We start from the raw sequence: 24695 nt of genomic DNA on the forward strand, positions 1-24695 counted from the left end.
TTAACAGGCTATTAACAGTCTACACTAGAGGCAGGAGGCCCTATGACCCTGTCTTTTACCACTCGCTGGCGTGATGAACTACCAGCAACTTATACCGCGCTTTCACCCACCCCTTTGAAAAATGCGCGCCTTATCTGGCATAACGATGCGCTGGCGGAGCAATTAGCTATTCCTGCGGCGCTATTTGATATTTCAACTGGTGCGGGCGTTTGGGGAGGCGAATCGCTGCTTCCCGGGATGTCGCCTTTAGCCCAGGTTTATAGTGGGCATCAGTTCGGCGTCTGGGCAGGTCAGCTTGGCGACGGACGTGGGATCCTGCTGGGCGAACAACAGCTCGCGGATGGTTCAATGTTTGACTGGCACCTGAAAGGCGCCGGACTCACGCCGTATTCCCGCATGGGTGATGGGCGCGCCGTGCTGCGCTCGACCATTCGCGAAAGCCTGGCCAGTGAAGCGATGCACTACCTGGGAATACCGACCACGCGGGCATTGTCGATTGTCACCAGCGACACGCCGGTGTATCGCGAAACGGTCGAAGCGGGGGCGATGCTTATCCGCGTGGCGCAAAGCCATATGCGGTTTGGCCATTTTGAGCATTTTTACTATCGCCGGGAGCCGGAAAAAGTGCGCCAGTTGGCTGACTTTGCGATTCGCCATTACTGGCCGCAATGGCAGGAAGACGCCGATAAATATCAGCTGTGGTTTAACGATGTTGTCACGCGTACTGCGACGTTAATCGCTGACTGGCAGGCGGTAGGATTTGCGCATGGTGTTATGAACACGGACAACATGTCGATTCTGGGTCTGACGATGGATTACGGTCCATTCGGTTTTCTTGATGATTACGTGCCCGATTATATCTGCAATCACTCTGACAACCAGGGGCGATACAGTTTCGATAATCAACCGGCCGCCGCGTTGTGGAACCTGCAACGTCTGGCGCAAACCCTGTCGCCGTTTATCCCGGTCGAGGCGCTCAATGATGCGCTGGACAGTTATCAGTTGGCGCTGTTAACTCGCTACGGTCAGCGGATGCGGCAAAAGCTCGGCTTCTTTAGCGAGCAGAAAGACGATAACGAACTGCTTAGCGAGCTGTTTAGTCTGATGTCGCGGGAAAGAAGCGACTATACGCGAATGTTTCGCATGCTCAGCCAAACGGAACAACACAGTGCGCAATCTCCGTTGCGCGATGAGTTTATCGACCGCGCAGCGTTTGACGACTGGTTCACGCGGTATCGCTCGCGCCTTCAGCAAGACAATATTGCCGATGCTGTCAGACAAACCCAGATGAAGGCGGCTAACCCGGCGATGGTATTACGTAACTGGCTGGCGCAACGGGCGATTAGTCAGGCAGAGCAGGGGGATTACGCCGAGCTGCATCGGTTGCACCTGGCGTTGCGTACCCCGTTTGCCGATCGTGATGATGGCTATGTCAGCCGTCCACCTGACTGGGGCAAACGGCTGGAAGTGAGTTGTTCAAGCTAAGGAGCCAGAAATACCTGCGGGGAGGCGTTGGCCGGATGCTGGACAACGTGTACCTGAGCACCGTACCAGCGCTTCAGATCATCGGCCTGTAACACAGTTTCCGGTGTTCCCTGCGATACCAGCCTGCCGTTGTGCAGCAGCACTATTCTGTCTGCCCACAGTGCGGCGAGGTTCAGATCGTGAAGCACAATGCACACATGCAGCTCTCCCGAAGAGGTAAGCGTTTTTAGCATGCGCAACAGATGCTGCTGGTGGTAAAGATCCAGCGCGGAGGTCGGTTCATCAAGGAATAACCAACCGCGAGGCGCACCGTCGCACCAGAGTTGTGCCAGCGCACGGGCTAACTGTACTCGCTGTTGCTCGCCGCCGGAAAGCGCGGCGTATTGCCGACCCGCCAACGGTGTGCATCCGGTCATTTCCATCACCTGAGCGATAAGCCGGGGCTCCTGCTGTTGGGTCCACGGCGCGCGGCCCATCGCGATGACGGCCTCTACCGGCCAGTCGAATCCCAACAGTGTTTGCTGGCGCATCACTGCCCGATGCCGCGACAGGGTCTGGGTAGACCATTCATGCAGCGGTTTGCCCGCCAGCACGCAGCGCCCGCTAGCGGGCTGCAGAAAACCGGTCAGCAGGCGTAGCAGGGTGGATTTTCCCGCACCGTTTGGGCCGATGAGCGCAACCAGTTCACCTCTTGTAAGGGCGAGCGATACGTCGTCAATCACCGCTCTGCCAGCTACGTGATAGTGAAGCCCTTCAGCGATGAAATGTTCAGCCATGCGCTCCTCGCTGACGAAAAATAAGCCATAAAAACCACGGTGCGCCGAGAAGACTGGTCAACAGACCGACCGGCATCTCCGCAGGCGCAACCGCCGTACGAGCCAGGGTGTCGGCAATCAGCAATAAAAACGCGCCCGCCAGCACGGAACCCGGAATAACGGCCCGATGGTCTGAGCCGAGCCACATACGTATTAAATGTGGGATTACCAACCCGATAAAGCCAATCACCCCGCTTACCGCCACGGCTGAGGCAACCAGTAATGCGCTACAAAGCAGCAAAATACGGTGGATTGTACGTACATCAACGCCGAGATAATGCGCCTCTTCCTCACCCAGCTGCAGAAGATTCAGCGCCGGAGCAAGTCGCCAGATGATCAGCACTGTCGGGATTGTCAGTGAAGTGACAGCCAACAGCGTGGACCACTGTGCGGCCCCCAGACTTCCCATTCCCCATAGCGACAGCTGGCGCAGTTGCGCATCATTACTGACCCACGACAGTACGCCAACCGCCGCCCCGCAGAGCGCGTTGATGGCAATGCCGACCAGCAGCAGGCGGGAGAGCGAACCGTCGCGCTGTTGGCTGAGGATAAAAATCACTACTGTTGCCGCTAGCGCGCCGAAAAAAGCGGCCAGCATTGGAGCATACAACATCATCAGCGCGGGCAAAGAGACAGGCAGCACCACCCACAGGGCCACAGCGCAGGCGGCGCCGCTGCTTATTCCCAGTAATCCAGGGTCTGCAAGCGGATTGCGAAACAGCCCCTGCATCACGCAGCCAGAGAGCGCCAGAGAGCCGCCAATCACCAGTGCCAGCAGGACGCGGGGAAGACGAATCGTGAGCCAGATTTGACGCAGTGCCTCATCGCCATCACGCCAGAGCAGACTTACTGGCAGGCGCAACGCGCCAAAACCGGTAGCCAGAACCGTCATTGCAACCAGCATCAATGCCAACATCCACAACGAACAGGTGATCCGCCGGGACATCAGGGCAATTGCTCCGCTTTAGCACGAAGCTGCAAAATAGCCTGTGGCGTGCGAACGCTGAAGCCCAACAGCGCCATATCGTCAACCTGCAATACCTGTTTATTCCTTCCGGCAGGTGTTTGCGCAAGTCCCGGTAGCGCCCACAGGTTATCTTCGCCACCCATCGCCTTAACGCCGTCCTGCGAAATCACCACCAGATCGGGTTGGCTGGCAATGACGCCTTCTTGTGACAGCGGCTGATAGCGATTAACGCCCTGCATGGCGTTGCGTAGACCTGCGGCACGAATCGCCGCATCGGCTCCGGTTTGCTGGCCCGCCGCCATTGCGGTCATCCCGCCATGATTGAGAATAAACAGCACACGTTTATTAAGTTCAGACGACGGGAGCGTCGCCAGTTCCTGACGTAACGTTGCGCGCAGCGTTTCGCCGTCGGCCTCCCGATGAGTAGCCTCAGCGATAACCCGAACTTTTTCATCAATCGCGTTAAGATCGTTGCTTGCTGGGATCGTGACAACCCTGACGTTGCTCTGCTCAAGCTGTTTTAGCGCTAAAGAGGGCTGTGCCTGCGCGCTGGCAAGGACCAGCGTAGGGCGGGTAGCCAGGATCCCTTCGGCGTTGAGCTGGCGCAAATAACCAACATCAGGTAACGCGGTTGCCGCAACAGGCCACTGGCTGGTGCTGTCTCTCGCCACAAGGGAGGGTTGTGCTCCCAGTGCGTAGACAATCTCGGTGACATCGCCACCGAGCGCAACAACCCGTTCCTCGGGCGCAGCCAGCGCCGCGAAGGGCAGCAGCGCGATCAGGGCCAGCAGTTTTTTCATGCGGCCAGTCCTTTCGGCGTCAGTGCGTCAATCTGTGCGCGCCATTGTGTCTGCTCCGGCTCGCCTTCCGTACGTTGACCATACAGCTGGGCGATTTGCGTGCCGTCGGCAGCAAACAGCTCCAGACTGGTGACGTGACCATCGGCGGTCGGTTTACGCGTCACCCACGTTTCTGCCACGCTCTCTTCCAGTAGATGCAGGGTAAAGGTTGGGTTGAAGATGTTCAGCCAGCCTTTCATCGGTACCAGTTTTTCAATCACGCCGGTAAATATCTGTACACAGCCGCGATTACCCACAAAAACCATAATTTCGTTGCCATCCTGACGCGCGGTGTCGAGTAATTGCGCCAGTGCGCTATTAGAAACCTTACAGGCCAGATCGTCGCCAACCAGATTAAACGCCTGTTGGCGGGTGAGATCGTGGCGTTTCAGCAGACCGAAGAACTGATGGACATCGGTCATCGCTCGCCACTCTTGATCAACGGTCTGTGCGTCGACAGTGACGGCGGCAGGCACAGAATTGTTGACGGGTTGCAGCACCAGCGGCGGGTTTTCTGCAAAGATGAAACGGGTCAGCAACGCCGCCCATTCCTCAACGAGGGTATTTTGTGTGGTATAGACCTTCATCAGTGCGTCTCCCTGATGGTCAAAGAATTGAATGCTCTGACGCTCGCCGTGGGCGGTGGTCTCACTGATATGAAAAGCGCTTGCCCACTGATTTAAGAACAGACGCAGGTCGAGTGCACGCGGATTAAGAACCAGCCCGGCATGGCCGTTCAGGTGCTGATTGGTAAAAGCGCCAACCTGTTCATGCACCGCATATTCGTTGCGGCAAATGCATTTGGTTTCGCCAACCGCTTCCAGTGCGCCGAGGATTTCGCGGACTTCGCCACGTAAGCGCCAGGCGTCATGGCCGACGCGCGCAAAGGTCAGTTCGGCTTCACTAATATTCATCAACCCTGCAATGTCGCGTGCGTATTTGCCGGGATTTTCTTTCTTCAGTTCCAGCCAGCGTGTGTAATGATTCATTGTCTCTTCCTTCCAGATTGCGGCCCCGGCGAACCGGGGAAAAGTGATTACCACTGATAACTCACGAAAATTTTGCCATTACGACCATCCTGCGGAATGCCTTGCGGCGACCAGTACTCTTTGTCGAAGGCGTTGCCCAGTACCAGCGTGGTGGTCATGCCTTTCAGTGCTTGTTGGCCCTGATAGCTCACGTAAAAATCGTTTACCGCATAGCCAGGCTGTTTAGCGTAGGTGCTGCTGATATGCGTTGAACGGTCAGCAAATGTCCCGATCCAGCCTACGGAGAAACCGCTGTGCGCAACCGGCACATTCAGTTTGCTGGTGACGGTGTCCGGATTAATGCTGGAAATGTATTCACCTGTGTCAGTATCTTTGCCGCGTGTGCGGTTATAGGCCATGTCGAGGCTGAACAGGTCGGCGGTATATTTCGCCATCACGTCCCAACCCCAGATTTTGGCATTGGGAACGTTATAGGACATGGTTGTCGCAGCGGCAAAGTCAACGCTGGTGGAGATGTAATCTTTTGCTTTGGTATCGAAATAGCTGGCTTTAAATTCGAGCGCATCGCTCGCCATCAGCAGATCGTCAAAGCGCAGGCCAAATCCGTATTCCTGCGTTTCGTTGGTTTCCGGGCGCAGGTTAGGGTTTGGCACCCAGTAGTTAGTGTAGAAACGACCAATCGAGAAGTGTTTCGCATCGTTATACATCTCGCCCATGGTTGGCGCACGGAAGGCCTGAGCGTATGAACCGAACAGCATCAGCCAGTCGGCTGGCGTAACGGTGAGTCCGGCGCGGGACGACCATTTGTCAGCATCAACATCTTCATAGCCGTCGCTGCTGCCGCGATAAGAGTCATAACGGGTACCGCCCAGCAGCGTAACCGGCAGGTCACGCAGGGTGATTTCATCCTGTAGCCAACCGGAGCTGAAATCGATCTTTGCCTCCGGGAAACCGGTGGTTGAACCACCCGGTTGTTGTTCCTGACGATAATATTCGCCGCCGTAGGTCAACAGGTGAGATGCAAAAGAGTCGGTAAACAGGCGGCTGCGGTTGTCGATCTTCCCGCCTTTGGTGGTTTGCTTGCGAAATTCGCCAGTGTTATCTGCGTTCTGAGCATTAATGCGCGCTTCGGACCAGTAGATACGGGCATCCGCGTTCAGCCAGTCATTGTCCGCAGGAGCAAGCGAGTAGGTCAGTTGCGCATCACGCTGGATCGTTGAACGGTTGGTCATCGGGTTGCTGGCATCCGCTGCACTGGTCTGCGGGTTTTTAGGTTCCCGGGCGTCATTGTTGTAGTATCGCAGCGAGCCGGCCAATGTCTGGGCGCTGTCAATTTTCCAGCTACCTTTCGCCAGCATATTGTTGATCGCTTCATCGTTTGGCGCTGTAGTACCGTCGCTCTGGCGCAAATCACCGCGATCGCGACTCGACCATGCAAGCAGTCCGTCCAGCGTATCGGTGCGCCCAAATGCGCTGGCGCCCATACCGAGGCTGTGATCGCCAGTTGCCGCAGTACCGAACACGCGGTAACCGCTGTTTTGTCCGGCTTCCAGCAGATCTTTGGCATCCGCAGTGTCATAGGCGATCACGCCGCCCAGCGCGCCGCTACCGTACAGTAGTGCGGAAGGGCCACGCACGACTTCGATACGTTTGATAAGCGCCGGGTCGAGGAAGGTGCTGTTCAGGTGTCCGGTGTCAGTTCCCTGACGAACGCCGTCAACCAGTACCAGAACGCCACGTCGATCGTAGCCGCGCAGATTCACGTCCTGGCCGTTGGTACGACCCGTTCCATCGAGGGTTAGACCCGGAACCGTCCGCAACAGATCGGCTGCCGAACTGGCGGTCTGGTTTTCCGGGGCGGTGGCATCAATCACGCTGACCATCATCGGCGCTTCAAAGGCACTACGGGCATTGCCGGTGGCGGTGACGGTCATATCCTCGACCGCCGCATAGGCTACGGTGGGCAGGTTACTGACAATCGCCAGCGCCAACAGCGATGGGCGCAGGGAAGCGGTGTGCAGGTAAGGCATAGCAACTCTCCATTAGGAAATCGAAAAGCGCTGGCTGCCTGGGTATGACCTGGGTGGCTGGCGAAATGTGTTGTTTATTTAGTCAGAATGAGTTTTCCGGCTTGCGTCTGGCGCAGCAGGTAGTGCTGACCATCATGTTCTATGATCACGCGTCCTTCGTTACCCAGCAGGGTTTTACTGTCAATTCGTCGCTCGTTTGGCGCGACGGAAGGCGGTGTTGTGTCTTTTGTAGGCGTAGCCGTTGTGTTATCCATACGTGACATAGTGTTTAAAAATAACAATCAATGTAACAATGATAATCATTATCATCAAACTGCAAATTTGCGGCAAGCGTTTTTGTGAAATAATTGTGACGAGAACGTTTTTTGCACAACAAGCGGGGAAAAACAAAGGATTAGCACCGGGCAAAGTGATATTGCCCGGCGAACAGCATTAAAAACGGCTATCAACCGCAGAGGCGAGTTTTTCAACCAACAGTTCAGTATCTTCCCAGTTCAGGCACGGGTCGGTAATGGACTGACCGTAAACCAACGGCTGGCCGCTAACGATTTTTTGCGTACCTTCACGCAGGAAACTCTCCGCCATGATCCCGGCAATTGCCGTCGAACCGTTACGAATTTGCTGGCACACGTCGTCACAAACGTCCAACTGACGACGATGCTGCTTCTGGCAATTGCCGTGGCTAAAATCGACCACCAGATGCTCAGGCAGGGAAAATTCGTGCAGGGTATCGCAGGCGGCGGCAATATCTTCAGCATAATAATTCGGCTTTTTACCGCCACGCATGATGATATGCCCGTAAGGGTTACCGCTGGTCTGATAAATGGTCATCTGACCGGTTTTATCCGGCGAGAGGAACATGTGACTGGCGCGGGAGGCGCGAATCGCATCGACGGCGATGCGCGTGTTGCCATCCGTTCCGTTCTTAAAACCGACCGGGCAGGAGAGCGCGGAGGCCATTTCACGATGGATCTGACTTTCGGTGGTGCGCGCGCCAATAGCTCCCCAACTGATTAAATCGGCAATAAACTGGCCGGTCACCATGTCGAGGAATTCAGTCGCCGTGGGGACGCCCAGTTCGTTGACCTGCAACAGCAGTTTTCGCGCCAGTTCAATACCGTGGTTTACACGATAACTGCCGTTCAAATCCGGGTCGGAAATTAGGCCTTTCCAGCCCACGACGGTGCGTGGCTTTTCAAAATAGGTACGCATCACGATTTCCAGACGCGCCTGGTGCTTTGTGCGCAGCGCCTGTAATCGTGTCGCGTATTCCATCGCGGCATCAAGATCGTGAATCGAGCAGGGACCTACGATCACCAGTAAACGGGGGTCTTCACCATTTAAAATTTTTTCTATCCGACGTCGGGAGTCCGTAACATGACGGGCGACGGAGGATGAAACAGGATGCCGTTGCGCAAGCTCTGCTGGAGTGACCAGGTTGTCAATACGCGCAGTACGGAGTTCATCGGTTCTGTTCATTACTTGTCTCAGAAATTTGTTGCTTCAACGGCAGGACTACCGGGAAGTGATGTACATCACAATATCACACTCATCCTGCCTGGTGGCGAGCATAATAACAAAAAATCGAACCAATGCACTAGCATTCTAGTACATGCGGCGATTCAGTCCCATGATATCGAGGATCTTGGTAGCAATCTCTTCTACCGAATAATTGGTACTGTTCAGCCAGGGGATCTGGTTTTTCCGGTACAGCGCTTCTACCTCAGCAACTTCCATTCGGCATTGGCGCAGCGAAGCGTAACGGCTGTTCTCACGGCGCTCTTCGCGGATGGCCGCCAGGCGCTCAGGGTCGATAGTCAGACCGAACAGCTTATGCTGCAACGGCTTCAGGGAGGCGGGCAGCACCAAATTATCCATATCATCGGCAATAAAGGGGTAGTTGGCGGCGCGGATACCAAACTGCATGGCCAGATACAAACTGGTTGGGGTTTTGCCGCAACGAGAAACACCAAGCAGGATAACCTGGGCCTGATCGAGGTTGCGCAACGAAATACCGTCGTCGTGGGCGAGGGTGTAGTCAATGGCGGCAATGCGCGCGTCGTACTTGTTGAGGTTACCGGGATTCAGACCGTGCGTGCGATGGGCGATAGGTGTAGGGTCGAGCTTCATCTCGTGTTGTAGTGGGGCAACCAATGCCTGCACAATATCCTGACAAAATCCCTCGCTTTGCAGAATGATTGAGCGAATTTCTGGCAGGACGATGGAGTAAAACACCAAAGGGCGCACGCCAGTTTGTTGGTAGATCGCGTCAATCTGGTCTTTAACCGCGCGCGCACGACTCTCATTTTCCACAAACGGCAGCGTAATGCTGCTGATCGTGACCGGAAATTGCGACATCACCGCGTGACCCAAGACCTCGGCGGTGATGGCCGTACCATCAGAAATATAAAATACGTGACGATCAACAGCATTATCCATTTTGCTCATCCTGGGCAGACATAATTCTCTGAAAGCATAAATTAAAATTCGCCAGAAGCGAATATTGCTGCATCTTTTTTATAAAATGAAACGGTATTTTTATAATTAATGAAAAGTACATTTCATTTTTCGGAACAAATGTTTATACCGGTAGTTTTTGTGGAGATCCCCTGTGGCTCGCGGGTTTGCGCAAATGCGGAAACAATCTGAAAAAATAAAAAATAAAGTTGCTTGAACGATTCACCGTTTTTTTCGCTGGAGTAAATATGCAAAGATAATTACGCAAAATTGAGTTTCCTAACCTCGTTCAAATATAAGGATTGTTCGATGTCCAACAATGGCTCGTCACCGCTGGTGCTTTGGTATAACCAACTCGGCATGAATGATGTAGACAGAGTTGGGGGCAAAAATGCCTCCCTGGGTGAAATGATTACTAACCTTTCAGGTATGGGTGTTTCCGTACCGAATGGTTTTGCAACGACCGCCGACGCGTTTAACCAGTTTCTGGACCAGAGCGGTGTAAACCAGCGCATTTATGAGCTGCTGGATAAAACGGATATTGACGATGTCACCGAGCTTGCAAAAGCCGGCGCGCAGATCCGCCAGTGGATTATCGACACTCCTTTCCAGCCGGAGCTGGAAAATGCCGTCCGCGATGCCTACGCGCAGCTGTCAGCGGACGATGCCCATGCCTCTTTTGCTGTGCGATCTTCCGCTACCGCAGAAGATATGCCAGATGCGTCATTTGCCGGTCAGCAGGAAACCTTCCTCAACGTCCAGGGATTTGATGCCGTGCTGGTTGCCATCAAACACGTATTTGCCTCGCTGTTTAACGACCGCGCGATCTCTTATCGTGTCCACCAGGGTTATGACCATCGTGGCGTAGCGCTCTCTGCGGGTGTGCAGCGGATGGTGCGTTCTGACCTCGCGTCTTCCGGCGTCATGTTCTCCATCGATACCGAATCCGGTTTCGATCAGGTAGTGTTTATTACCTCTGCATGGGGCCTGGGCGAGATGGTCGTGCAGGGGGCCGTTAACCCGGATGAATTTTACGTGCATAAACCGACGCTGGCGGCTAATCGTCCGGCTATCGTTCGTCGCACCATGGGTTCGAAAAAAATCCGCATGATCTACGCGCCGACTCAGGAACACGGTAAGCAGGTAACGATCGAAGATGTGCCGCAGGAACAACGCGACATTTTCTCCCTGACTAACGAAGAAGTGCAGGAACTGGCCAAGCAGGCGGTGCAGATCGAGAAGCACTACGGTCGTCCGATGGATATCGAATGGGCGAAAGACGGTCATACCGGCAAGCTGTTCATTGTGCAGGCGCGCCCGGAAACCGTGCGTTCTCGTGGCCAGGTGATGGAGCGTTATACGCTGCATGCGCAGGGTAAAATTATTGCTGAAGGTCGTGCTATCGGTCACCGCATTGGCGCGGGTCCGGTCAAAGTCATCCAGGACATCAGCGAAATGAACCGTATCGAACCAGGCGACGTACTGGTTACCGACATGACCGACCCGGACTGGGAACCGATCATGAAGAAAGCAGCGGCGATTGTCACCAACCGTGGCGGTCGTACCTGTCACGCGGCAATCATTGCCCGTGAGCTGGGGATCCCTGCCGTGGTGGGCTGTGGCGATGCGACCGAGCGCATGAAAGATGGTGAGAAGGTTACTGTCTCTTGTGCCGAAGGCGACACCGGTTATGTTTACGCTGACATGCTCGACTTTAGCGTGAAGAGTTCCAGCGTGGAAACCATGCCGGATCTGCCGTTGAAGGTGATGATGAACGTCGGTAACCCGGACCGCGCTTTCGACTTCGCCTGCCTGCCAAACGAAGGTGTTGGTCTGGCGCGTCTGGAATTTATCATCAACCGTATGATTGGCGTACACCCGCGTGCACTGCTGGAGTTTGATGACCAGACGCCTGAGCTACAAAATGAAATCCGCGCCATGATGAAAGGTTTCGATTCTCCGCGTGAATTCTACGTTGGTCGTCTGACGGAAGGGATCGCGACGCTGGGAGCGGCGTTTTATCCTAAACGCGTCATCGTGCGTATGTCTGACTTTAAGTCCAACGAATATGCCAACCTGGTCGGCGGTGAGCGTTATGAACCGCATGAAGAGAACCCGATGCTGGGCTTCCGTGGGGCGGGCCGTTATGTTGCCGATAGCTTCCGCGACTGCTTCGCGCTGGAATGCGACGCAGTAAAACGTGTCCGTAACGACATGGGCCTGACTAACGTTGAAGTGATGGTACCGTTTGTACGTACCGTTGCCCAGGCGAAAGCGGTGGTGGAAGAGCTGGCACGCCAGGGGCTGAAACGCGGTGAGAACGGACTGAAGATCATCATGATGTGTGAGATCCCGTCTAACGCCTTGCTGGCCGAGCAGTTCCTCGAGTACTTCGACGGCTTCTCCATCGGCTCAAACGACATGACGCAGTTGGCGCTGGGTCTGGATCGTGACTCTGGTGTAGTTTCTGAACTGTTTGATGAGCGTAACGACGCGGTGAAAGCGCTGCTGTCGATGGCGATTCGTGCAGCCAAGAAACAGGGCAAATACGTGGGTATTTGCGGTCAGGGCCCATCTGACCATGAAGACTTTGCGGCCTGGCTGATGGAAGAGGGGATCGACAGCCTGTCGCTGAACCCGGACACTGTCGTACAGACCTGGCTAAGTCTGGCTGAACTGAACAAGTAACATCATGCCTTATCCGGCCTATTCAACGTAGGCCGGATAAGATACGCTAGCGTCGCCATCCGGCACTTTATCCTGCAACACTCTCCACGCTCAAACGCTGAATAATATCCTGACGCAGTTGGTATTTTTGTACTTTACCGGACGCTGTGCGTGGTAATTTCTCCACGATCACAATGTGCTCAGGGTATTTGTACTTTGCCACCCGCTTGCGACTAAAAAAGGCTACCACTGACTCCAGTGACAGCGAATGATGCGGCGGTTTTAGCACCACATAAGCACATGACCTTTCACCTAAGCGTTCGTCCGGCATCGCGACAACGCAGGCATCGTGAATGCGGGGGTGCTGCAATAAAATATCCTCAACTTCGCGGCTGCTGATGTTTTCTCCACCGCGGACAATGATATCTTTTTTCCGTCCGGTGATTTTGATGTACCCCGCATCGTCCATTCGGCATAAGTCGCCGCTGTAATACCAGCCGTCTTGATCCAGCGCACGGGCGGTGAGTTCGGGTTCATCGAGATAGCCCATAAACACATTGGGACCGCGTGAGGCTTCTTCGCCTTCTACACCCGCAGGCAACGTATTGCGTGCTTCATCGACCACTTTAATTTCGACGCCTGCAGCAGCATATCCGTCGGTATCCATCATGCGAGAAAGCGAATCATCGAGATTGACCAGCGCATGCGGGGAACTCTCTGTCGAGCCATAAATGCTTAATAATTTTATGCCGAGCTGCTGGCAGTCACGGGCAATCTTCTGTGGAATGGTTGTGCCCCCACATAAGAAAAAGCGTAGCGATGAGAGATCGCTTGGCCGTTTATCCATGCTACACAACATGTCGTAGACGAAGGGCGTTGCGCCGAGCACACAGGTACAGCGTTGTTGTTCCAGCAGTTCAAGACAGGCGGCTGGGGTGAAAATATCTAACAATACGCTGCGTGCGCCGATTAAAAACGGTGCGGTAACGCCATGCAGAAAACCGGTAGCGTGTCCCAGTGGTGCTGGCATTAAAAACACATCCTGCCAGGTGAGATTAAGACGGGCACAGTAGGCGCGCTCGCTGGCAAGGATGTTGTTGTGGGTCAGCATTACGCCTTTTGGCATTCCCTCGGTACCGGAGGTAAACAACACCGCCGCCAGTTCATCGGCGTGAACATTAATCGTTTGGGTTAATGGCGGAGCTAAAAGCAGTTGGCTGAGCGCTAGCGAGGTCGTTGCCGGAGCCAGTTTATCCACGGCAACGATCTGTTGCAGATGTGGCAACTGGTTTTGTAAGGGCAGGATCAGATCGACCGGTCGGGTCTGTTTAAACAGCGTCGGTGCGAAAAAAATCTTCGCCTTGCACTTATTCAACACCCATACCATCTCTGCTTCACGCCACGCTGGCAGCAGCGGTACGGAAACGGCCCCGGTTTTCAGGCAGGCCAGGTAGATAATCGTAAACTCGCACCAGCCCGGTAGCTGGAAGGCAATGCGATCGCCAGGTTGAATACCGCAGGCTAAAAACCAGGTTGCCAGACTGCTGGCCGCGCTATCGAGTGCAGCATAGGTGTATGAAGCGCCATGGTTATCAACCACCGCGATTTTATCTGGCATGGCTCTGGCAGTTTGGTTCCAGTAATCGCCAAGCGAAGCATCTCCCCATAAACCCTGTTGCCGCCAGACTTCGCGACGTTCGGCGTTAAACGTTAGTGTGATACTCATGAAGTTATTCCCTGGATGATTTCGGCATACTTCTGACCGGATGGCCGGCGTGGCCGAACCGGTGTACTACAGGTAAAATCCGTTAGCCGTAGCGAAAATCAATGCCAAATGTTCCGACCGGATATTCCCATTGGTCGAGGATCGTGTCGCCGCACAGTACTCGACACGTTCCGCACTCCAGGCAACCAGCAGAATCAAAATGAATGTTTCCACTCTCGTCCTGCTTATAGAGCCCGGCGGGGCAGGCTTTCAGCAGCTTGCGAAATTCATTAAGGTCTGGATGTTCGGCCAGGATGATGTGCGGGTGGCCTTCATCGACATTGAATTTATTGACGCCCAGTTTGACGTCAACGTTAACAGTATTGTCCTGACTCATAGTGCAGTTGCCCCCTTGATACCGTCTTTCAGTAAGTTCATCAGTCCGATTTGTTTGGCATGGGACATAATCATCTTGCGAACCGGTTGATTTGGACGTCCGTCAACGGTGAACATATCGCTCATGATGTCGGCCACCATACGCGGATACTGGGTGAACAAACGTGGGTTTTCCATCAACGCCGGGATCTTGCGAAAATGTTGTAAATCACGCATCACACAGCCTTGTTCAAGCGCGCGTTTGTAGTCCATCAGGCTGCTGGCAGAGAAATCCTGTCGTTCTTTTGCTGCAATGGCTGTTTGGGCAGCGGCTTCTGCGGAAGCGATGGCCAAATCCATACCTCGCACCGTGAAACCCAGGTTCAAACAGAAACCGGCGGCATCACCGACGATCATCACACCGTCATCGACCAGCTTTGGAACCATTGCCAGACCGCCTTCCGGCACCATATGCGCGGAATATTCCAGTAATTCACCACCGGCAATCAATGGTCGAATAGTTGGATGTTGCTTAAAGTCTTCCAGCATTTGTGGAATACTTTTTGTGGCATGGGCAATATCCCCCAGACCACACACCAGCCCCAGAGAGATGGAGTCCTGGTTGGTATACAAAAAACCTCCTCCCATCAATCCATCAGACGGTGAGCCTGCAAACAGCCAGGCCGCGCCCTCATTACCTGAAAGGTTGAAGCGATCTGCAATGACTGCTGGAGGTAAGCCGATCAGCTCTTTTACGCCAACGGCATAGTGATGTGCAGAAGAGGGAGGAACCATCCCCAGGGACCGCCCCAACATAGAGTTGACGCCATCGGCCAGGATGACAATATTGGCTTCCAGGATATCGTCACCGGCCTGGACTCCGGTGACCTTATTACCTTCGCGGATCAGAGCATCGACGCGCACACCGGGGATGAACTGCACGCCAGCTTGTTCCGCTTTTTCCATTAGCCATGGGTCAAGTCTGTTGCGCAAAACGGTATACGAATCCTGCGTTGGTGCGTCAGCTTTTTCACGATGGAAATCGAGAGTGACGGCGCTTTCTTCGGTCAGAAAGGAGATTTTTTCGCGGGTGACTTTACGCTCGAGCGGCGCCTCCTGCGCGAACCCTGGCATGATGCGCTCAAGGCTATGCGCGTAGAGTCTTCCGCCGGTCATATTTTTACTGCCTGCACTGTTTCCGCGCTCAATGACCAGCACGTCCAGTCCGGACAGAGCCATAACGTAGCCTGCAACCGTACCCGCCACGCCAGCACCGACCACAATGGCATCAAATTTTTCATCTGACATGCTTTATGCTCCTTTCCCGCTGCAAGGGCAGCGGGAGATGTGCGTTAAATGGGGGGATTAGCGGCTGAGATGTTCGATAAGGGCCGGAACAACTTTGTAGATGTCGCCTACCAGGCCGTAATCGGCATAATTGAAAATAGGGGCTTTCTTGTCTTTGTTGATAGCAACAATGACTTTCGCGCCGTTACCACCGACCATATGCTGAATTTGTCCTGAAATGCCCAACGTCAGATAAAGGTCTGACTTCAGTAACACACCAGAAACGCCAATGTAGCGTTCGCGCTCCATCCAGTTTTCGCCTTCGGCGATCGGGCGCGAGCAGCCCACTTCTGCCCCCAGTACCGATGCCAACTGATGCACCATCTCCAGATCGTGTTGCGCAACCAGGCCGCGACCCACGCCAACCACACGTTTGGCTTTACTGAGGTCCACGCTGCTCACGGATTTAGCGCGACGTTCCTGGCACATAATTTCATGAAGCGGTGCGATGTAAGCTGCTGGGACAACAGGGCAGTTGTGCGAGGCGTTTTCCGCTACAGGTTCAAGCAGGCCAGGGGCAAGAGTGATAATTGCCAGCGCGCTTTTGATTTTTTCTTTGCCGAATGCCAGCCCACCATACATTCGGTGCTCTGCGAACACTGTGCCATCCTCAAGAGTCACCGATATTGCGTCGTTCACCATCGCGGCATTGAGTTGGATGCTTAACCGTGCCCCAAGTGATTTCGCGCGCTTTGTGGCTGACATCAACAGCATTCCGGCGTGTTCTTGCATCAGCGCCGCGATGGTTTCGGCGTAATTTTCTACACGCTGTAAACCGGAGGGGGCTTCGAGCACGATTATTTCATCTGCACCCAGAGGTTTAACCTGATTAGCCTGTTCGCTGCCTTGTACAATAAGATGGACATGCTCACCCCACTGACGTGCGCCGGTCATTAATTCTGCGTAGCGTTCTACGTTATCGCTGAACACCCATACGTTAGCTAATTTACTCATGACAATTTCTCTCCGTTGAGCTTAGTTCAGGGCTTTTTTAAGGTGTTCAGCCAGTTCGGCAATGGCTTCAGCCGAGTCATTTTCCAGAATGATGTGCTTACGTTCTGTTTGTGGCGGTACAGTGAGGCTTACCAGTTCCGCTAACGGTGACGCAGGCGTCCAGCCAATATCGCTGGCTTGCCATGGTGTGACGGGCTTTTTACCCGCGCCGAGAATGGCTTTCATTGAGGGAATACGCGGCGTGTTGATATCCGAGGTTACGCAGAGTACGGCGGGGAGCGGCAGGTCAATCACTTCAACCTCGTCTTCCAGCACGCGCTCAACCACAATGCGGTCGCCGTTACGTTGGATGTTGCTGACGGCGTTAATCACCGGGAGTTGCAACAGTTCGCCAACCAGTAAGCCAACCTGTTGGGCATAGATATCCCCCGATCCTTCTCCGAACAGCATCAGGTCGAAATTCATATTTTTGGCCGCGCAGGCCAGCGCCTGAGCGGTGTCGCGGGGCAATGAATGCTCCAATTGCGGATCCTGCACCATGAACAAACTGTCCGGTCCACGTGACAGCACGTCTTTACGCACTTTGGAATTTTGCAGTAGCGATCCGCCCACGGTTAAAGCGACGATTTCATCACCCTCCGCACTCAGTTGCGCCGCGGCCTCAATCGCATTCAGATCAAACTGGCTGATTTTGGCATCGGCCCGGTCAAAGTTAAGCGAATGCTGTGGGGTAACAACAATGTCCTGTTCTTCAGGCACCAACTTAAAGCAGGTTATTATTTTCATGGCATCTCCAGTCATCCACAGTAGGGAAAATTAACTGAAAATAGTTTGCGGCAGAGAGGGGACAGTTTTCGACGGGGCAATCTGTTTTCATTCCCAACAATCTTGCAAAAAAAAGTGCTGCGGGAATGCTTGTTTTATAAACGAGAGCTCGGCCTTGTGTACTGAAGAGAAAAAAGAGCAAACAAACCAGGGAAGGATAATTGCGAAATGAATCATGTTTTTTAACGTTTTTACGCTTAATTTGTTTCTGATATGTAAATTGTTAATGTTGAATTAATAACATTTATTCTTTTCGTTTTTTATAAAACGGAAATAAACGTGGAAAACAACGCAATGAGGCAGGAGGTATCATCTTGCAGTCGACGCAAATAATTTTGTTTCGCCAGCAAGGAATAACGTTGTATAACGTTATTATCGTTTTCACTTTTCGATATTCAGTATTCACAAAATTACTGCCTTTAGGTGGAGGTTGTCATGTATCAACGCTGCTTTGATAATGCCATTGAGACCCTTTTTGAGCAGGGGAAAACGCCGAGATTTTCCCGATTCGTCATTAGCGATGATCCTAACTGGGAGTCCGGACATCATGTTCATGATAATGAAACGGAGCTTATCTATGTTAAAAAGGGGGTTGCAAGATTAATCATCGACTCTTCGCTGTATGTCGCGCATGCCGGGGACATTGTGGTGATTGAGCAAGGGCGATTGCATGCGGTTGCATCTGATAGCAGCGCACCTGCTACCACTTACACCTGCGCACTCTACGGTTTCCGGTTTAACAGTTGGCAGGACAATCAGCTATTGCAGATGCACTCGTGTCCGGTCATTAGCGTCAGCCAGGGTAAAGAGGTTATTAAGAGTATTTTTAATGAGCTGGGGGTGATGCTCCCGCAGAGCAAGAACAACCTGACGTCTTCCGCTTATGACGCATTCGCGTATGCATTAACCGTGTTATATTACGAAAACTTTAAAAATGCTTACCGCTCTGAACAGGGATATATTAAAAAAGATGTCTTAATTAAAGATGTATTGGTCTATTTAAATAACAACTTCCGCGAAAAAATTACTCTCGAACAGTTATCTAAAAAATTCCGCGCCAGCGTGAGCTATATCTGCCATGAATTTACCCGCGAGTATCGTATATCACCCATCAATTATGTTATTCAACGGCGAATGACAGAAGCGAAATTTTCCCTGACCAATACGGAGGCCTCGTTGGCGGAAATTTCGTGGCGGGTAGGGTATGAAAACGTCGATCATTTTGCCAAACTTTTTCAGCGGCATGTGGGGTGTACTCCCAGCGATTATCGTAAGCAGTTTAAAAATAACCTTGCTGAGCAGGAATGCTTGATGCCTGAAGTTTGATTCTCCCGCACCGTCCCGGATAGCGTATCTGCGCTATCCGGTCAGTTATACCGCTTACTTATTCTGATAATCCTTTAGGATTTGGCGACCCGCGACGTAAATCATGATTTCATCGGTACCACCGCCAATGCGCTCACAGCGGACATCGCGCCAGAATCGGGATACGCGTGCTTCATCGGTGTAACCCAGTCCGCCCATGATCTGAATTGCGTCGTCAATCACTTCCATTGCCGTACGTGCACAATACAGTTTTGCCAGTGCCGCACTGGTTCGCAGCGACTGTTCCTGATCGGCCTGCCAGGCGACCTTCAGCACCATATTGCGCATGTTTTCAATTTTGATTGCCATCAGCGCCAGTTTTTCCTGGATCATCTGGTTATGACCGATCGGCTTACCAAATGCGATGCGCTGGTTAGCGTAGCGGGCGGCATCTTCGAAGGCGCATTCGGCAAAACCCGTGCTGCGCGCGGCGTTGATCAGGCGTTCCATTTCGAAGTTGTACATTACGTTGAGGAAGCCCATGCCTTCTTCGCCGACCATATCGCTTTCGTCCACTTCAACGTCATCAAGATAGACTTCGCAGGTGCTTAACATGTGCCAGCCGATTTTATGCAGCGGGTTAACCTTAATGCCCGGTTTCTTAGAATCCACCCACCACAACGTAAAGGCTTTCTTCGGATCTTTCGGCTCCGGGTCGCGAGCCAGTACCAGCATGTACGGATACTCTTTAGCGCCAGTGATAAACGTTTTTTGCCCGTTGAGATACACCTTGCCATTTTTGCGGGTGTAGCTGGTGGTGGCACTATTATTATCGGAGCCTGCTCCCGGCTCGGTTAATGCCAGCGCATACGCCGGATCGCCCGTTTCCATGGTGCTTTCTGCTGTTTTACGCAGCTGCTCGGCGGAGCCAAAACGTCGCATGCTGTGGATGCACTGACCGTTAGTGATCAAAAAAGCGGGCGCGCCACATTTTGACACTTCCATCAGCGCCAGCATCTGGGTGACGTAATCAGCCGGGATGCCGCCAAACTCTTCCGGAACGCCCAGCATCGAAATGCCGTTGTCCGCAAGGGCTCGCATAAATTCCTTCGGATAAGTCGCCGTCTGATCGCAGGTACGGAAATACTCCTCCGGGAAATTGCTGGTAATCAGCTCACGAATGCTGGCAAGCAACAGTTCTTGTTCTTCAGTTAATGAAAAGTCCATCAGGGTACTCCTTTTAATTGGCTGCGTCGGGTAATACAAAGCCCATCGAGGCATCGATAAATAATCTTTCGTCCATCAATTTCAGGTCTGGGGAAATAATCGGTGTGAAATCCATTTTGTCCAGGATGTCTTCCTGTAAAGAGACTCCCGGTGCTATTTCGATTAAATGAAGACCATCTGCTTTTAACGTAAATACAGCGCGTTCAGTGATGTAACGCACATCAAGTCCACGTTCGAGGGCAATTTTTCCGCTGAAAGTCACTTCAGGTAATTCATTAACGAATTTTTTCACCCGACCTTCCTGCACGATATTTAACTTACCGTCCGCAACTTCCGTTTTCAGACTTCCGGCAGTTAACGTGCCGCAGAAAATAATTTTTTTGGAAGTGGCGCTAATATCGATAAAACCGCCGGTACCCATGATTTTGCCATTGAATTTGTGTACGCCGACGTTGCCGTGGCGATCCACTTCGGCAAAACTTAAATAGCACACATCCAGCCCGCCACCGTGATAGAAGTCAAACTGGGACGTCATATCCAGAATGGCGCGAGTGTTGACGTTGGCACCGAAAGCAATGCCTTGAGAGGTGATGCCGCCAATCGGACCCGTTTCGACTGTCAGAATAAAATCGTCAGCACAGCCTTCTTCGCGCGCGACGAGACCAATGCCATCGGCAATACCTACGCCAACGTTGCCGACCGCACCTTTGCGCATTTCAAACAGGGCGCGTCGGGCCACCAGTTTACGCTGATTGAGCGGCAGGGCAGTTTGTTGGCTGTCATCGAGCACAAAATCGCCAGAGATAAAGCGGTTAACCGGCGCACCACCGTACAGTTGCGTTTGGTCGGGGTCGATGACCACAATATCGACCAGATAGCCGGGAATACGTACCGACTTCGGATGCAAAGTGGCTTTCTTCACCATTTTTTGCACCTGCATCATAACGATGCCGCCGTTATTGTGTACGGCCTGGGCAATCACCAGCGCATCAAGATACATAACTTCATCTTCAAAGGTGGCATAGCCTTCGCTGTCACAGGTGGTGGCGCGAATAAAGGCGATGTTTGGCGCAATGGCTTTGTAATACAGGTACTCTTTGTTATCAATTTCCACCAATTTGATCAGATCTTCGGTGGTCACTTCATTCAACTTACCGCCCTGTTGGCGAGGGTCAACAAATGTACCGATGCCGATATCACTGAGGATCCCAGGCTGGTGGGCTGCCGATGCACGCAGGGTTTGGGTTAATACGCCCTGAGGATAGTTATAGGCGGCAATTTTATTTTGTTCCGCCAGGTCGGAGATTCGTGGTGATTGTCCCCAGTGTCCGCATAATGCCCATTTGACTAAGCCTTCCTGTGCCAGCGGGCTAATTCCCCGGTCGGCACGGTCACCCAGACCCGTAGGGCTAATCAACGCTAGATTCCGTGGTGACTGAGAATTTTTATATTTTTCAGCCAGCGCGTTAATTAATGTTGTTGCTTCGAGAATACCGCCACCTGCACCTAATACACAAAGAGTTGCTTCATCAGGAATATAATTAACTGCATCTGCTGCGGATAATACGGGTACCCGACCATCTATACGATTTGGTCTTGAAAATTTCATGTGAACTCCAGATTATATGCGTGCGACTACCTGTCGCTATATTCGACAATAATATTGTGAGTTATTTAATAATGTTTAATCATCGGCCAGATATCCGTGGTTAGACGAATATCTGGGGTAGGGCATTACTGATATTAATATGGATATATCTGTAATTAAGCCTGATGCAATATTGTCAATACAGTACGCAGGTCGGTGACCGAAATTTGTCCTGGGGCGGAGGCTTTTTTTACTGCCCCAAAGGTTGCCGCTGAACCGAAAACTTCACCAGACAGACGTGAAATCACCCCTGTTTTAGCCATCGACATGGTGATTATCGGGCGATCGGCATAGCGTTCTTGCATTTCCAGCGTGGCGCTAAGCAGCGTCAGAACATCCGCTTTATTTTGCGGCATCAAGGCAATTTTGGGGATGTCTGCGCCTAGTTCCTGCATTTTACGCAGGCGCTGGACAATCTCTTCTGTGGCTGGTGTCTTATGAAAATCGTGATTGGACATAATCACAAAGACATTTTTCGCGTGCGCATGCTCGACGGTCGCTTTGACCAGTTCGTCTCCGGTAAACAGTTCCAGATCGATCATATCCACCAGACCGCTGTCTACCGCCGCGCGGTTAAGTGCAATATAGTTTTCGACAGACAGTGCCTGTTCACCGCCTTCTTTGGCGCTGCGGAAGGTGAAAAGTAGCGGTTTGTCCGCTATCACATCGCGGATGGCGCGAGCCGCTTCCAGCACGGCATCTGTGGAAGAGACATCGCCGAAATGGTCAACGCGCCATTCCAGAATGTCGAAATCCGCTTCGCGATAGGCCAGCGCTTCGCTTTTTACCGTTGCGATGTCTATACCCATCAGCGACACAATGATCTTCGGCGCACCATCGCCAATAACGAGATTTCTTACGGTTACGGTTTTCATTGATTACCCTTTAACTATTCTACAAATGCTTGCCCGTCAGGCGGCAAAACCCATAACCTGTTTCACATACTCCAGCGGGAAATCTTTCCCGGTCCAGAGCTTGAACTGTTCAGCCCCTTGCCATAACAACATGCCGTAACCATCAATTGTTTTGCAACCAGCACTTTGTGCCTGCTGCAATAATTTGGTCATATGCGGGTTGTAGACGCATTCGGTTACCAGCAGTTCCGGACGTAGCAGGGAAGCGTCGGTCACGAGAGATTCATTTTCCAGCGGCTTCATGCCGACTTTTGTTCCGTTGGTTAAAATATCCGCGCTGGCAAGTGCGTCAGCAAAAGCCTGGCGATCTGCGAGATCGATAACAGTGACCACGCAGTCGGTGTTTTCATTGACGCGTTTGGCAAACTCCTGCGCTTTGGCAAAAAACTCATCCTGGCGGTTAAAGAGTTTAATTTCTTTGATGCCTTCAATCGCTGCCTGTGCACCAATGGCTGTCGACGCACCGCCTGCGCCCAACAGTACCATGGTTTTACCTTTGATATCGAAACCACTTTCCTTAATTGCACGAATATGACCCGTGCCATCGGTATTGTAACCACGCAGGTAACCATCATCATTGACGATAGTATTAATTGCACCGACCAGTTTGGCGGCAGGTGTTAATTCATCAACATATTCACATGCTAGCTGCTTGTTGGGCATTGAGACCCCTGTACCACGCATCTTTAAGGCCTTCAGCCCGGCAATTGCATTAGCAAACGTTGAGTTATCGACTTCAAATGCCATATAAGTGAATGGCAATCCCGCTTTTTCTAATGCCTTATTTTGCATTTCAGGCGACAGACTGTGTCTGATAGGGTAGGCCATCAATCCAATTAGTTCATATTTAGCAGTTACGTCCATTTGATACTCCTTCTAAACAATTTATTGAAAATAACGTTCGCCCAACCGCACATCATTTTTGGGGATATCAAATACGCGGTAGTAACGAATAAAGACGATGATGGCGGTGATGAAGGCCAGCAGAGCAAATGCAAAGTCCAGCAAAATGATGTACTGCAGACCAATGTTAGAGAGGTATCCGGTGATTAATGGGATAATAAAGTTGGCTACGCCACCCATCATCATATAAATACTGGTGACTTTGGCTTTGCTCTTGGGAAAGAATTCAGACATCACCGAGACACCGAGCTGTAAAATACCGCCAGCGGCAGAGAATCCAATGAGAAATGAACCGACGTTACACACCAGCGGAGAGGGATATAAGTAGATGACGGCTGCGGTGATGGTTGCCAGCCCGGCGTTAAACACATTTGCCCAAATAGGTCGAACCCATTTTTTTAACAGAGCGGCAAAAATAAATACGCAGACCAATGATCCCATACTGTAGTAAGAGATTGTCTTCAGTGCGTCAGATTCTGCCATGCCGGCAAAGGCCATCGCATATTTTGGCATCCAGACCACGATGACGTAAAAAGTCGAAAAGGCAGCAACACCAAACATGACGGATGCCACACCTTCCAGCCAGACCAACGGTTTACTGTTCATCTGTGGCAGATCTTTCGCGATGCCAGCATCCACCATCTGGCCAGGGAAGCGACTTCTTAGCAGCATCAAGGTAATGACGACAAACAACGCACCCGGGATAATGACCGCATAACCGTACCAGATATGGTTGAGCAGCATGGTGCTGACGACGATGGGGTAGATCATCTGCCCAAACGAGACCATAGCTTTCACCAGGATAACGGCTGAGCCAGAGGCTTTAGGGAAGCATTCCATTAACGCCGGGTACCCGCCGGTATCCAGTGCCGAGTTTGCCACGCCAACGCAAACGGCCAGAATAAAGGCAATCATCAGATTAGGGCTGGCGGGAATACCGAAGAAGAACAGTATATAAAGAATAGCGCCTAACAGAATGATAGCCCGACGACCAAATTTATCTGAGAGCACGCCAAAGAATAAGATGCTCACCAGTCGCCCCAGACCAATGCCTGAAATCAAATAGGCAATTCCTGCATTGTCGGTGGAAAACTTTTCTGCAAGAGAGGTCATGTTTTGCGCCAGTGTAATGACGCTAATGCCGTGTAGGAAATAACTTAAATAAATACAGATTATCGCCAAAAGAAATGGCGTATTAAAGGTCTTGCTTTGAGACATTTTCACAACTCCTTGCGGATTTTAA

21 protein-coding genes are annotated in these 24695 nt (G+C 52.3%); 3 read left to right on the forward strand and 18 right to left on the reverse strand.

Annotated features, from left to right (window positions below; genetic code table 11):
* Nucleotides 1-42: 42 nt before the first annotated feature.
* A complete protein-coding gene (gene selO, locus OGV89_RS22030; protein ID WP_286559310.1) occupies nucleotides 43-1485 on the forward strand; it encodes a protein adenylyltransferase SelO in 1443 nt (480 codons plus the stop codon).
* Here selO and OGV89_RS22035 read toward each other — a convergent pair.
* From OGV89_RS22035 to ppsR, 8 genes are all read right to left on the reverse strand, one after another.
* A complete protein-coding gene (locus OGV89_RS22035; protein ID WP_046670579.1) occupies nucleotides 1482-2261 on the reverse strand; it encodes a heme ABC transporter ATP-binding protein in 780 nt (259 codons plus the stop codon). The two genes, selO and OGV89_RS22035, sit on opposite strands and share 4 nt — an antisense overlap.
* Entirely contained in the window at nucleotides 2254-3246 is a 993-nt protein-coding gene (locus tag OGV89_RS22040) for a FecCD family ABC transporter permease (RefSeq protein ID WP_286559312.1), read from the reverse strand. Before OGV89_RS22040 ends, OGV89_RS22035 begins: the two co-directional genes overlap by 8 nt.
* A complete protein-coding gene (locus OGV89_RS22045; protein ID WP_003843463.1) occupies nucleotides 3246-4067 on the reverse strand; it encodes a heme/hemin ABC transporter substrate-binding protein in 822 nt (273 codons plus the stop codon). The genes OGV89_RS22040 and OGV89_RS22045 overlap by 1 nt, the downstream gene beginning before the upstream one ends.
* A complete protein-coding gene (chuS, locus tag OGV89_RS22050; RefSeq protein ID WP_044699984.1) occupies nucleotides 4064-5095 on the reverse strand; it encodes a hematinate-forming heme oxygenase ChuS in 1032 nt (343 codons plus the stop codon). Before chuS ends, OGV89_RS22045 begins: the two co-directional genes overlap by 4 nt.
* Before the next feature lie 47 nt (nucleotides 5096-5142).
* The gene (locus OGV89_RS22055) at nucleotides 5143-7125 is read right to left on the reverse strand and encodes a TonB-dependent hemoglobin/transferrin/lactoferrin family receptor (RefSeq protein ID WP_048216524.1); all 1983 of its coding nucleotides are present in this window, start codon (nucleotides 7123-7125) and stop codon (nucleotides 5143-5145) included.
* 74 nt (nucleotides 7126-7199) lie between these two features.
* Nucleotides 7200-7388, reverse strand: coding sequence for a hemin uptake protein HemP (hemP, locus tag OGV89_RS22060; protein WP_003030556.1), 189 nt, complete (start codon nucleotides 7386-7388; stop codon nucleotides 7200-7202).
* Between the two features lie 169 nt (nucleotides 7389-7557).
* Nucleotides 7558-8604: a 3-deoxy-7-phosphoheptulonate synthase AroH gene (gene aroH / locus OGV89_RS22065; protein WP_003030555.1), complete on the reverse strand. Its 1047-nt coding sequence runs from the start codon at nucleotides 8602-8604 to the stop codon at nucleotides 7558-7560.
* Between the two features lie 126 nt (nucleotides 8605-8730).
* Entirely contained in the window at nucleotides 8731-9564 is an 834-nt protein-coding gene (gene ppsR / locus OGV89_RS22070; RefSeq protein WP_003030553.1) for a posphoenolpyruvate synthetase regulatory kinase/phosphorylase PpsR, read from the reverse strand.
* 327 nt (nucleotides 9565-9891) lie between these two features.
* Between ppsR and ppsA the strand changes: the two genes are divergently transcribed.
* The gene (gene ppsA, locus OGV89_RS22075; protein WP_003030548.1) at nucleotides 9892-12270 is read left to right on the forward strand and encodes a phosphoenolpyruvate synthase; all 2379 of its coding nucleotides are present in this window, start codon (nucleotides 9892-9894) and stop codon (nucleotides 12268-12270) included.
* 67 nt (nucleotides 12271-12337) lie between these two features.
* On the opposite strand, the gene fadK is transcribed toward ppsA, so the two are convergent.
* From fadK to OGV89_RS22100, 5 genes are all read right to left on the reverse strand, one after another.
* Nucleotides 12338-13975 carry a medium-chain fatty-acid--CoA ligase gene (gene fadK, locus OGV89_RS22080; protein ID WP_060855292.1) on the reverse strand — a complete coding sequence of 546 codons (1638 nt, stop codon included), beginning with the start codon at nucleotides 13973-13975 and terminating at the stop codon, nucleotides 12338-12340.
* An 82-nt stretch (nucleotides 13976-14057) separates the two neighbouring features.
* Nucleotides 14058-14351 (reverse strand): ferredoxin family protein, encoded by a 294-nt coding sequence (locus OGV89_RS22085; protein WP_003836621.1) that lies wholly within the window; start codon nucleotides 14349-14351, stop codon nucleotides 14058-14060.
* Nucleotides 14348-15637 (reverse strand): FAD-dependent oxidoreductase, encoded by a 1290-nt coding sequence (locus OGV89_RS22090; protein WP_003836619.1) that lies wholly within the window; start codon nucleotides 15635-15637, stop codon nucleotides 14348-14350. The genes OGV89_RS22085 and OGV89_RS22090 overlap by 4 nt, the downstream gene beginning before the upstream one ends.
* 57 nt (nucleotides 15638-15694) lie before the next feature.
* The gene (locus tag OGV89_RS22095; RefSeq protein ID WP_003836617.1) at nucleotides 15695-16630 is read right to left on the reverse strand and encodes an electron transfer flavoprotein subunit alpha; all 936 of its coding nucleotides are present in this window, start codon (nucleotides 16628-16630) and stop codon (nucleotides 15695-15697) included.
* A 21-nt stretch (nucleotides 16631-16651) separates the two neighbouring features.
* Nucleotides 16652-17416, reverse strand: coding sequence for an electron transfer flavoprotein (locus OGV89_RS22100; protein WP_032935920.1), 765 nt, complete (start codon nucleotides 17414-17416; stop codon nucleotides 16652-16654).
* 474 nt (nucleotides 17417-17890) lie between these two features.
* Between OGV89_RS22100 and OGV89_RS22105 the strand changes: the two genes are divergently transcribed.
* The gene (locus OGV89_RS22105) at nucleotides 17891-18781 is read left to right on the forward strand and encodes an AraC family transcriptional regulator (RefSeq protein ID WP_003836612.1); all 891 of its coding nucleotides are present in this window, start codon (nucleotides 17891-17893) and stop codon (nucleotides 18779-18781) included.
* Between the two features lie 54 nt (nucleotides 18782-18835).
* Here OGV89_RS22105 and OGV89_RS22110 read toward each other — a convergent pair whose 3' ends face one another.
* From OGV89_RS22110 to OGV89_RS22130, 5 genes are all read right to left on the reverse strand, one after another.
* Nucleotides 18836-19987 (reverse strand): acyl-CoA dehydrogenase, encoded by a 1152-nt coding sequence (locus tag OGV89_RS22110; protein WP_003836610.1) that lies wholly within the window; start codon nucleotides 19985-19987, stop codon nucleotides 18836-18838.
* A gap of 13 nt (nucleotides 19988-20000) precedes the next feature.
* On the reverse strand, nucleotides 20001-21596 hold the full coding sequence (locus OGV89_RS22115; RefSeq protein WP_003843475.1) for an acyl CoA:acetate/3-ketoacid CoA transferase: 1596 nt from the start codon (nucleotides 21594-21596) through the stop codon (nucleotides 20001-20003).
* Between the two features lie 155 nt (nucleotides 21597-21751).
* Nucleotides 21752-22510, reverse strand: a complete 759-nt coding sequence (gene aroD, locus OGV89_RS22120) for a type I 3-dehydroquinate dehydratase (RefSeq protein WP_286559315.1) — start codon at nucleotides 22508-22510, stop codon at nucleotides 21752-21754.
* Nucleotides 22511-22546: 36 nt separating this feature from the next.
* Nucleotides 22547-23413, reverse strand: a complete 867-nt coding sequence (gene ydiB / locus OGV89_RS22125; RefSeq protein ID WP_003836604.1) for a quinate/shikimate dehydrogenase — start codon at nucleotides 23411-23413, stop codon at nucleotides 22547-22549.
* A gap of 21 nt (nucleotides 23414-23434) precedes the next feature.
* On the reverse strand, nucleotides 23435-24670 hold the full coding sequence (locus OGV89_RS22130) for an MFS transporter (protein ID WP_003836601.1): 1236 nt from the start codon (nucleotides 24668-24670) through the stop codon (nucleotides 23435-23437).
* Nucleotides 24671-24695: the final 25 nt, after the last annotated feature.

The organism is Citrobacter sp. Cf125 (assembly GCF_030333935.1).
In the GTDB taxonomy this organism is placed as follows: domain Bacteria; phylum Pseudomonadota; class Gammaproteobacteria; order Enterobacterales; family Enterobacteriaceae; genus Citrobacter; species Citrobacter freundii.

What these genes read in the sequence shown, in the direction of transcription:
- OGV89_RS22105 (WP_003836612.1), top strand. Translation starts at nt 17,891, where the DNA reads ATGTATCAACGCTGCTTTGATAATGCCATTGAGACCCTTTTTGAGCAG.
- OGV89_RS22130 (WP_003836601.1), bottom strand. Translation starts at nt 24,670, where the DNA reads ATGTCTCAAAGCAAGACCTTTAATACGCCATTTCTTTTGGCGATAATC.
- OGV89_RS22035 (WP_046670579.1), bottom strand. Translation starts at nt 2,261, where the DNA reads ATGGCTGAACATTTCATCGCTGAAGGGCTTCACTATCACGTAGCTGGC.
- selO (WP_286559310.1), top strand. Translation starts at nt 43, where the DNA reads ATGACCCTGTCTTTTACCACTCGCTGGCGTGATGAACTACCAGCAACT.
- fadK (WP_060855292.1), bottom strand. Translation starts at nt 13,975, where the DNA reads ATGAGTATCACACTAACGTTTAACGCCGAACGTCGCGAAGTCTGGCGG.
- ppsA (WP_003030548.1), top strand. Translation starts at nt 9,892, where the DNA reads ATGTCCAACAATGGCTCGTCACCGCTGGTGCTTTGGTATAACCAACTC.
- OGV89_RS22115 (WP_003843475.1), bottom strand. Translation starts at nt 21,596, where the DNA reads ATGAAATTTTCAAGACCAAATCGTATAGATGGTCGGGTACCCGTATTA.
- OGV89_RS22090 (WP_003836619.1), bottom strand. Translation starts at nt 15,637, where the DNA reads ATGTCAGATGAAAAATTTGATGCCATTGTGGTCGGTGCTGGCGTGGCG.
- chuS (WP_044699984.1), bottom strand. Translation starts at nt 5,095, where the DNA reads ATGAATCATTACACACGCTGGCTGGAACTGAAGAAAGAAAATCCCGGC.
- OGV89_RS22110 (WP_003836610.1), bottom strand. Translation starts at nt 19,987, where the DNA reads ATGGACTTTTCATTAACTGAAGAACAAGAACTGTTGCTTGCCAGCATT.
- OGV89_RS22095 (WP_003836617.1), bottom strand. Translation starts at nt 16,630, where the DNA reads ATGAGTAAATTAGCTAACGTATGGGTGTTCAGCGATAACGTAGAACGC.
- OGV89_RS22045 (WP_003843463.1), bottom strand. Translation starts at nt 4,067, where the DNA reads ATGAAAAAACTGCTGGCCCTGATCGCGCTGCTGCCCTTCGCGGCGCTG.
- ydiB (WP_003836604.1), bottom strand. Translation starts at nt 23,413, where the DNA reads ATGGACGTAACTGCTAAATATGAACTAATTGGATTGATGGCCTACCCT.
- aroD (WP_286559315.1), bottom strand. Translation starts at nt 22,510, where the DNA reads ATGAAAACCGTAACCGTAAGAAATCTCGTTATTGGCGATGGTGCGCCG.
- OGV89_RS22040 (WP_286559312.1), bottom strand. Translation starts at nt 3,246, where the DNA reads ATGTCCCGGCGGATCACCTGTTCGTTGTGGATGTTGGCATTGATGCTG.
- OGV89_RS22085 (WP_003836621.1), bottom strand. Translation starts at nt 14,351, where the DNA reads ATGAGTCAGGACAATACTGTTAACGTTGACGTCAAACTGGGCGTCAAT.
- OGV89_RS22100 (WP_032935920.1), bottom strand. Translation starts at nt 17,416, where the DNA reads ATGAAAATAATAACCTGCTTTAAGTTGGTGCCTGAAGAACAGGACATT.
- hemP (WP_003030556.1), bottom strand. Translation starts at nt 7,388, where the DNA reads ATGTCACGTATGGATAACACAACGGCTACGCCTACAAAAGACACAACA.
- ppsR (WP_003030553.1), bottom strand. Translation starts at nt 9,564, where the DNA reads ATGGATAATGCTGTTGATCGTCACGTATTTTATATTTCTGATGGTACG.
- OGV89_RS22055 (WP_048216524.1), bottom strand. Translation starts at nt 7,125, where the DNA reads ATGCCTTACCTGCACACCGCTTCCCTGCGCCCATCGCTGTTGGCGCTG.
- aroH (WP_003030555.1), bottom strand. Translation starts at nt 8,604, where the DNA reads ATGAACAGAACCGATGAACTCCGTACTGCGCGTATTGACAACCTGGTC.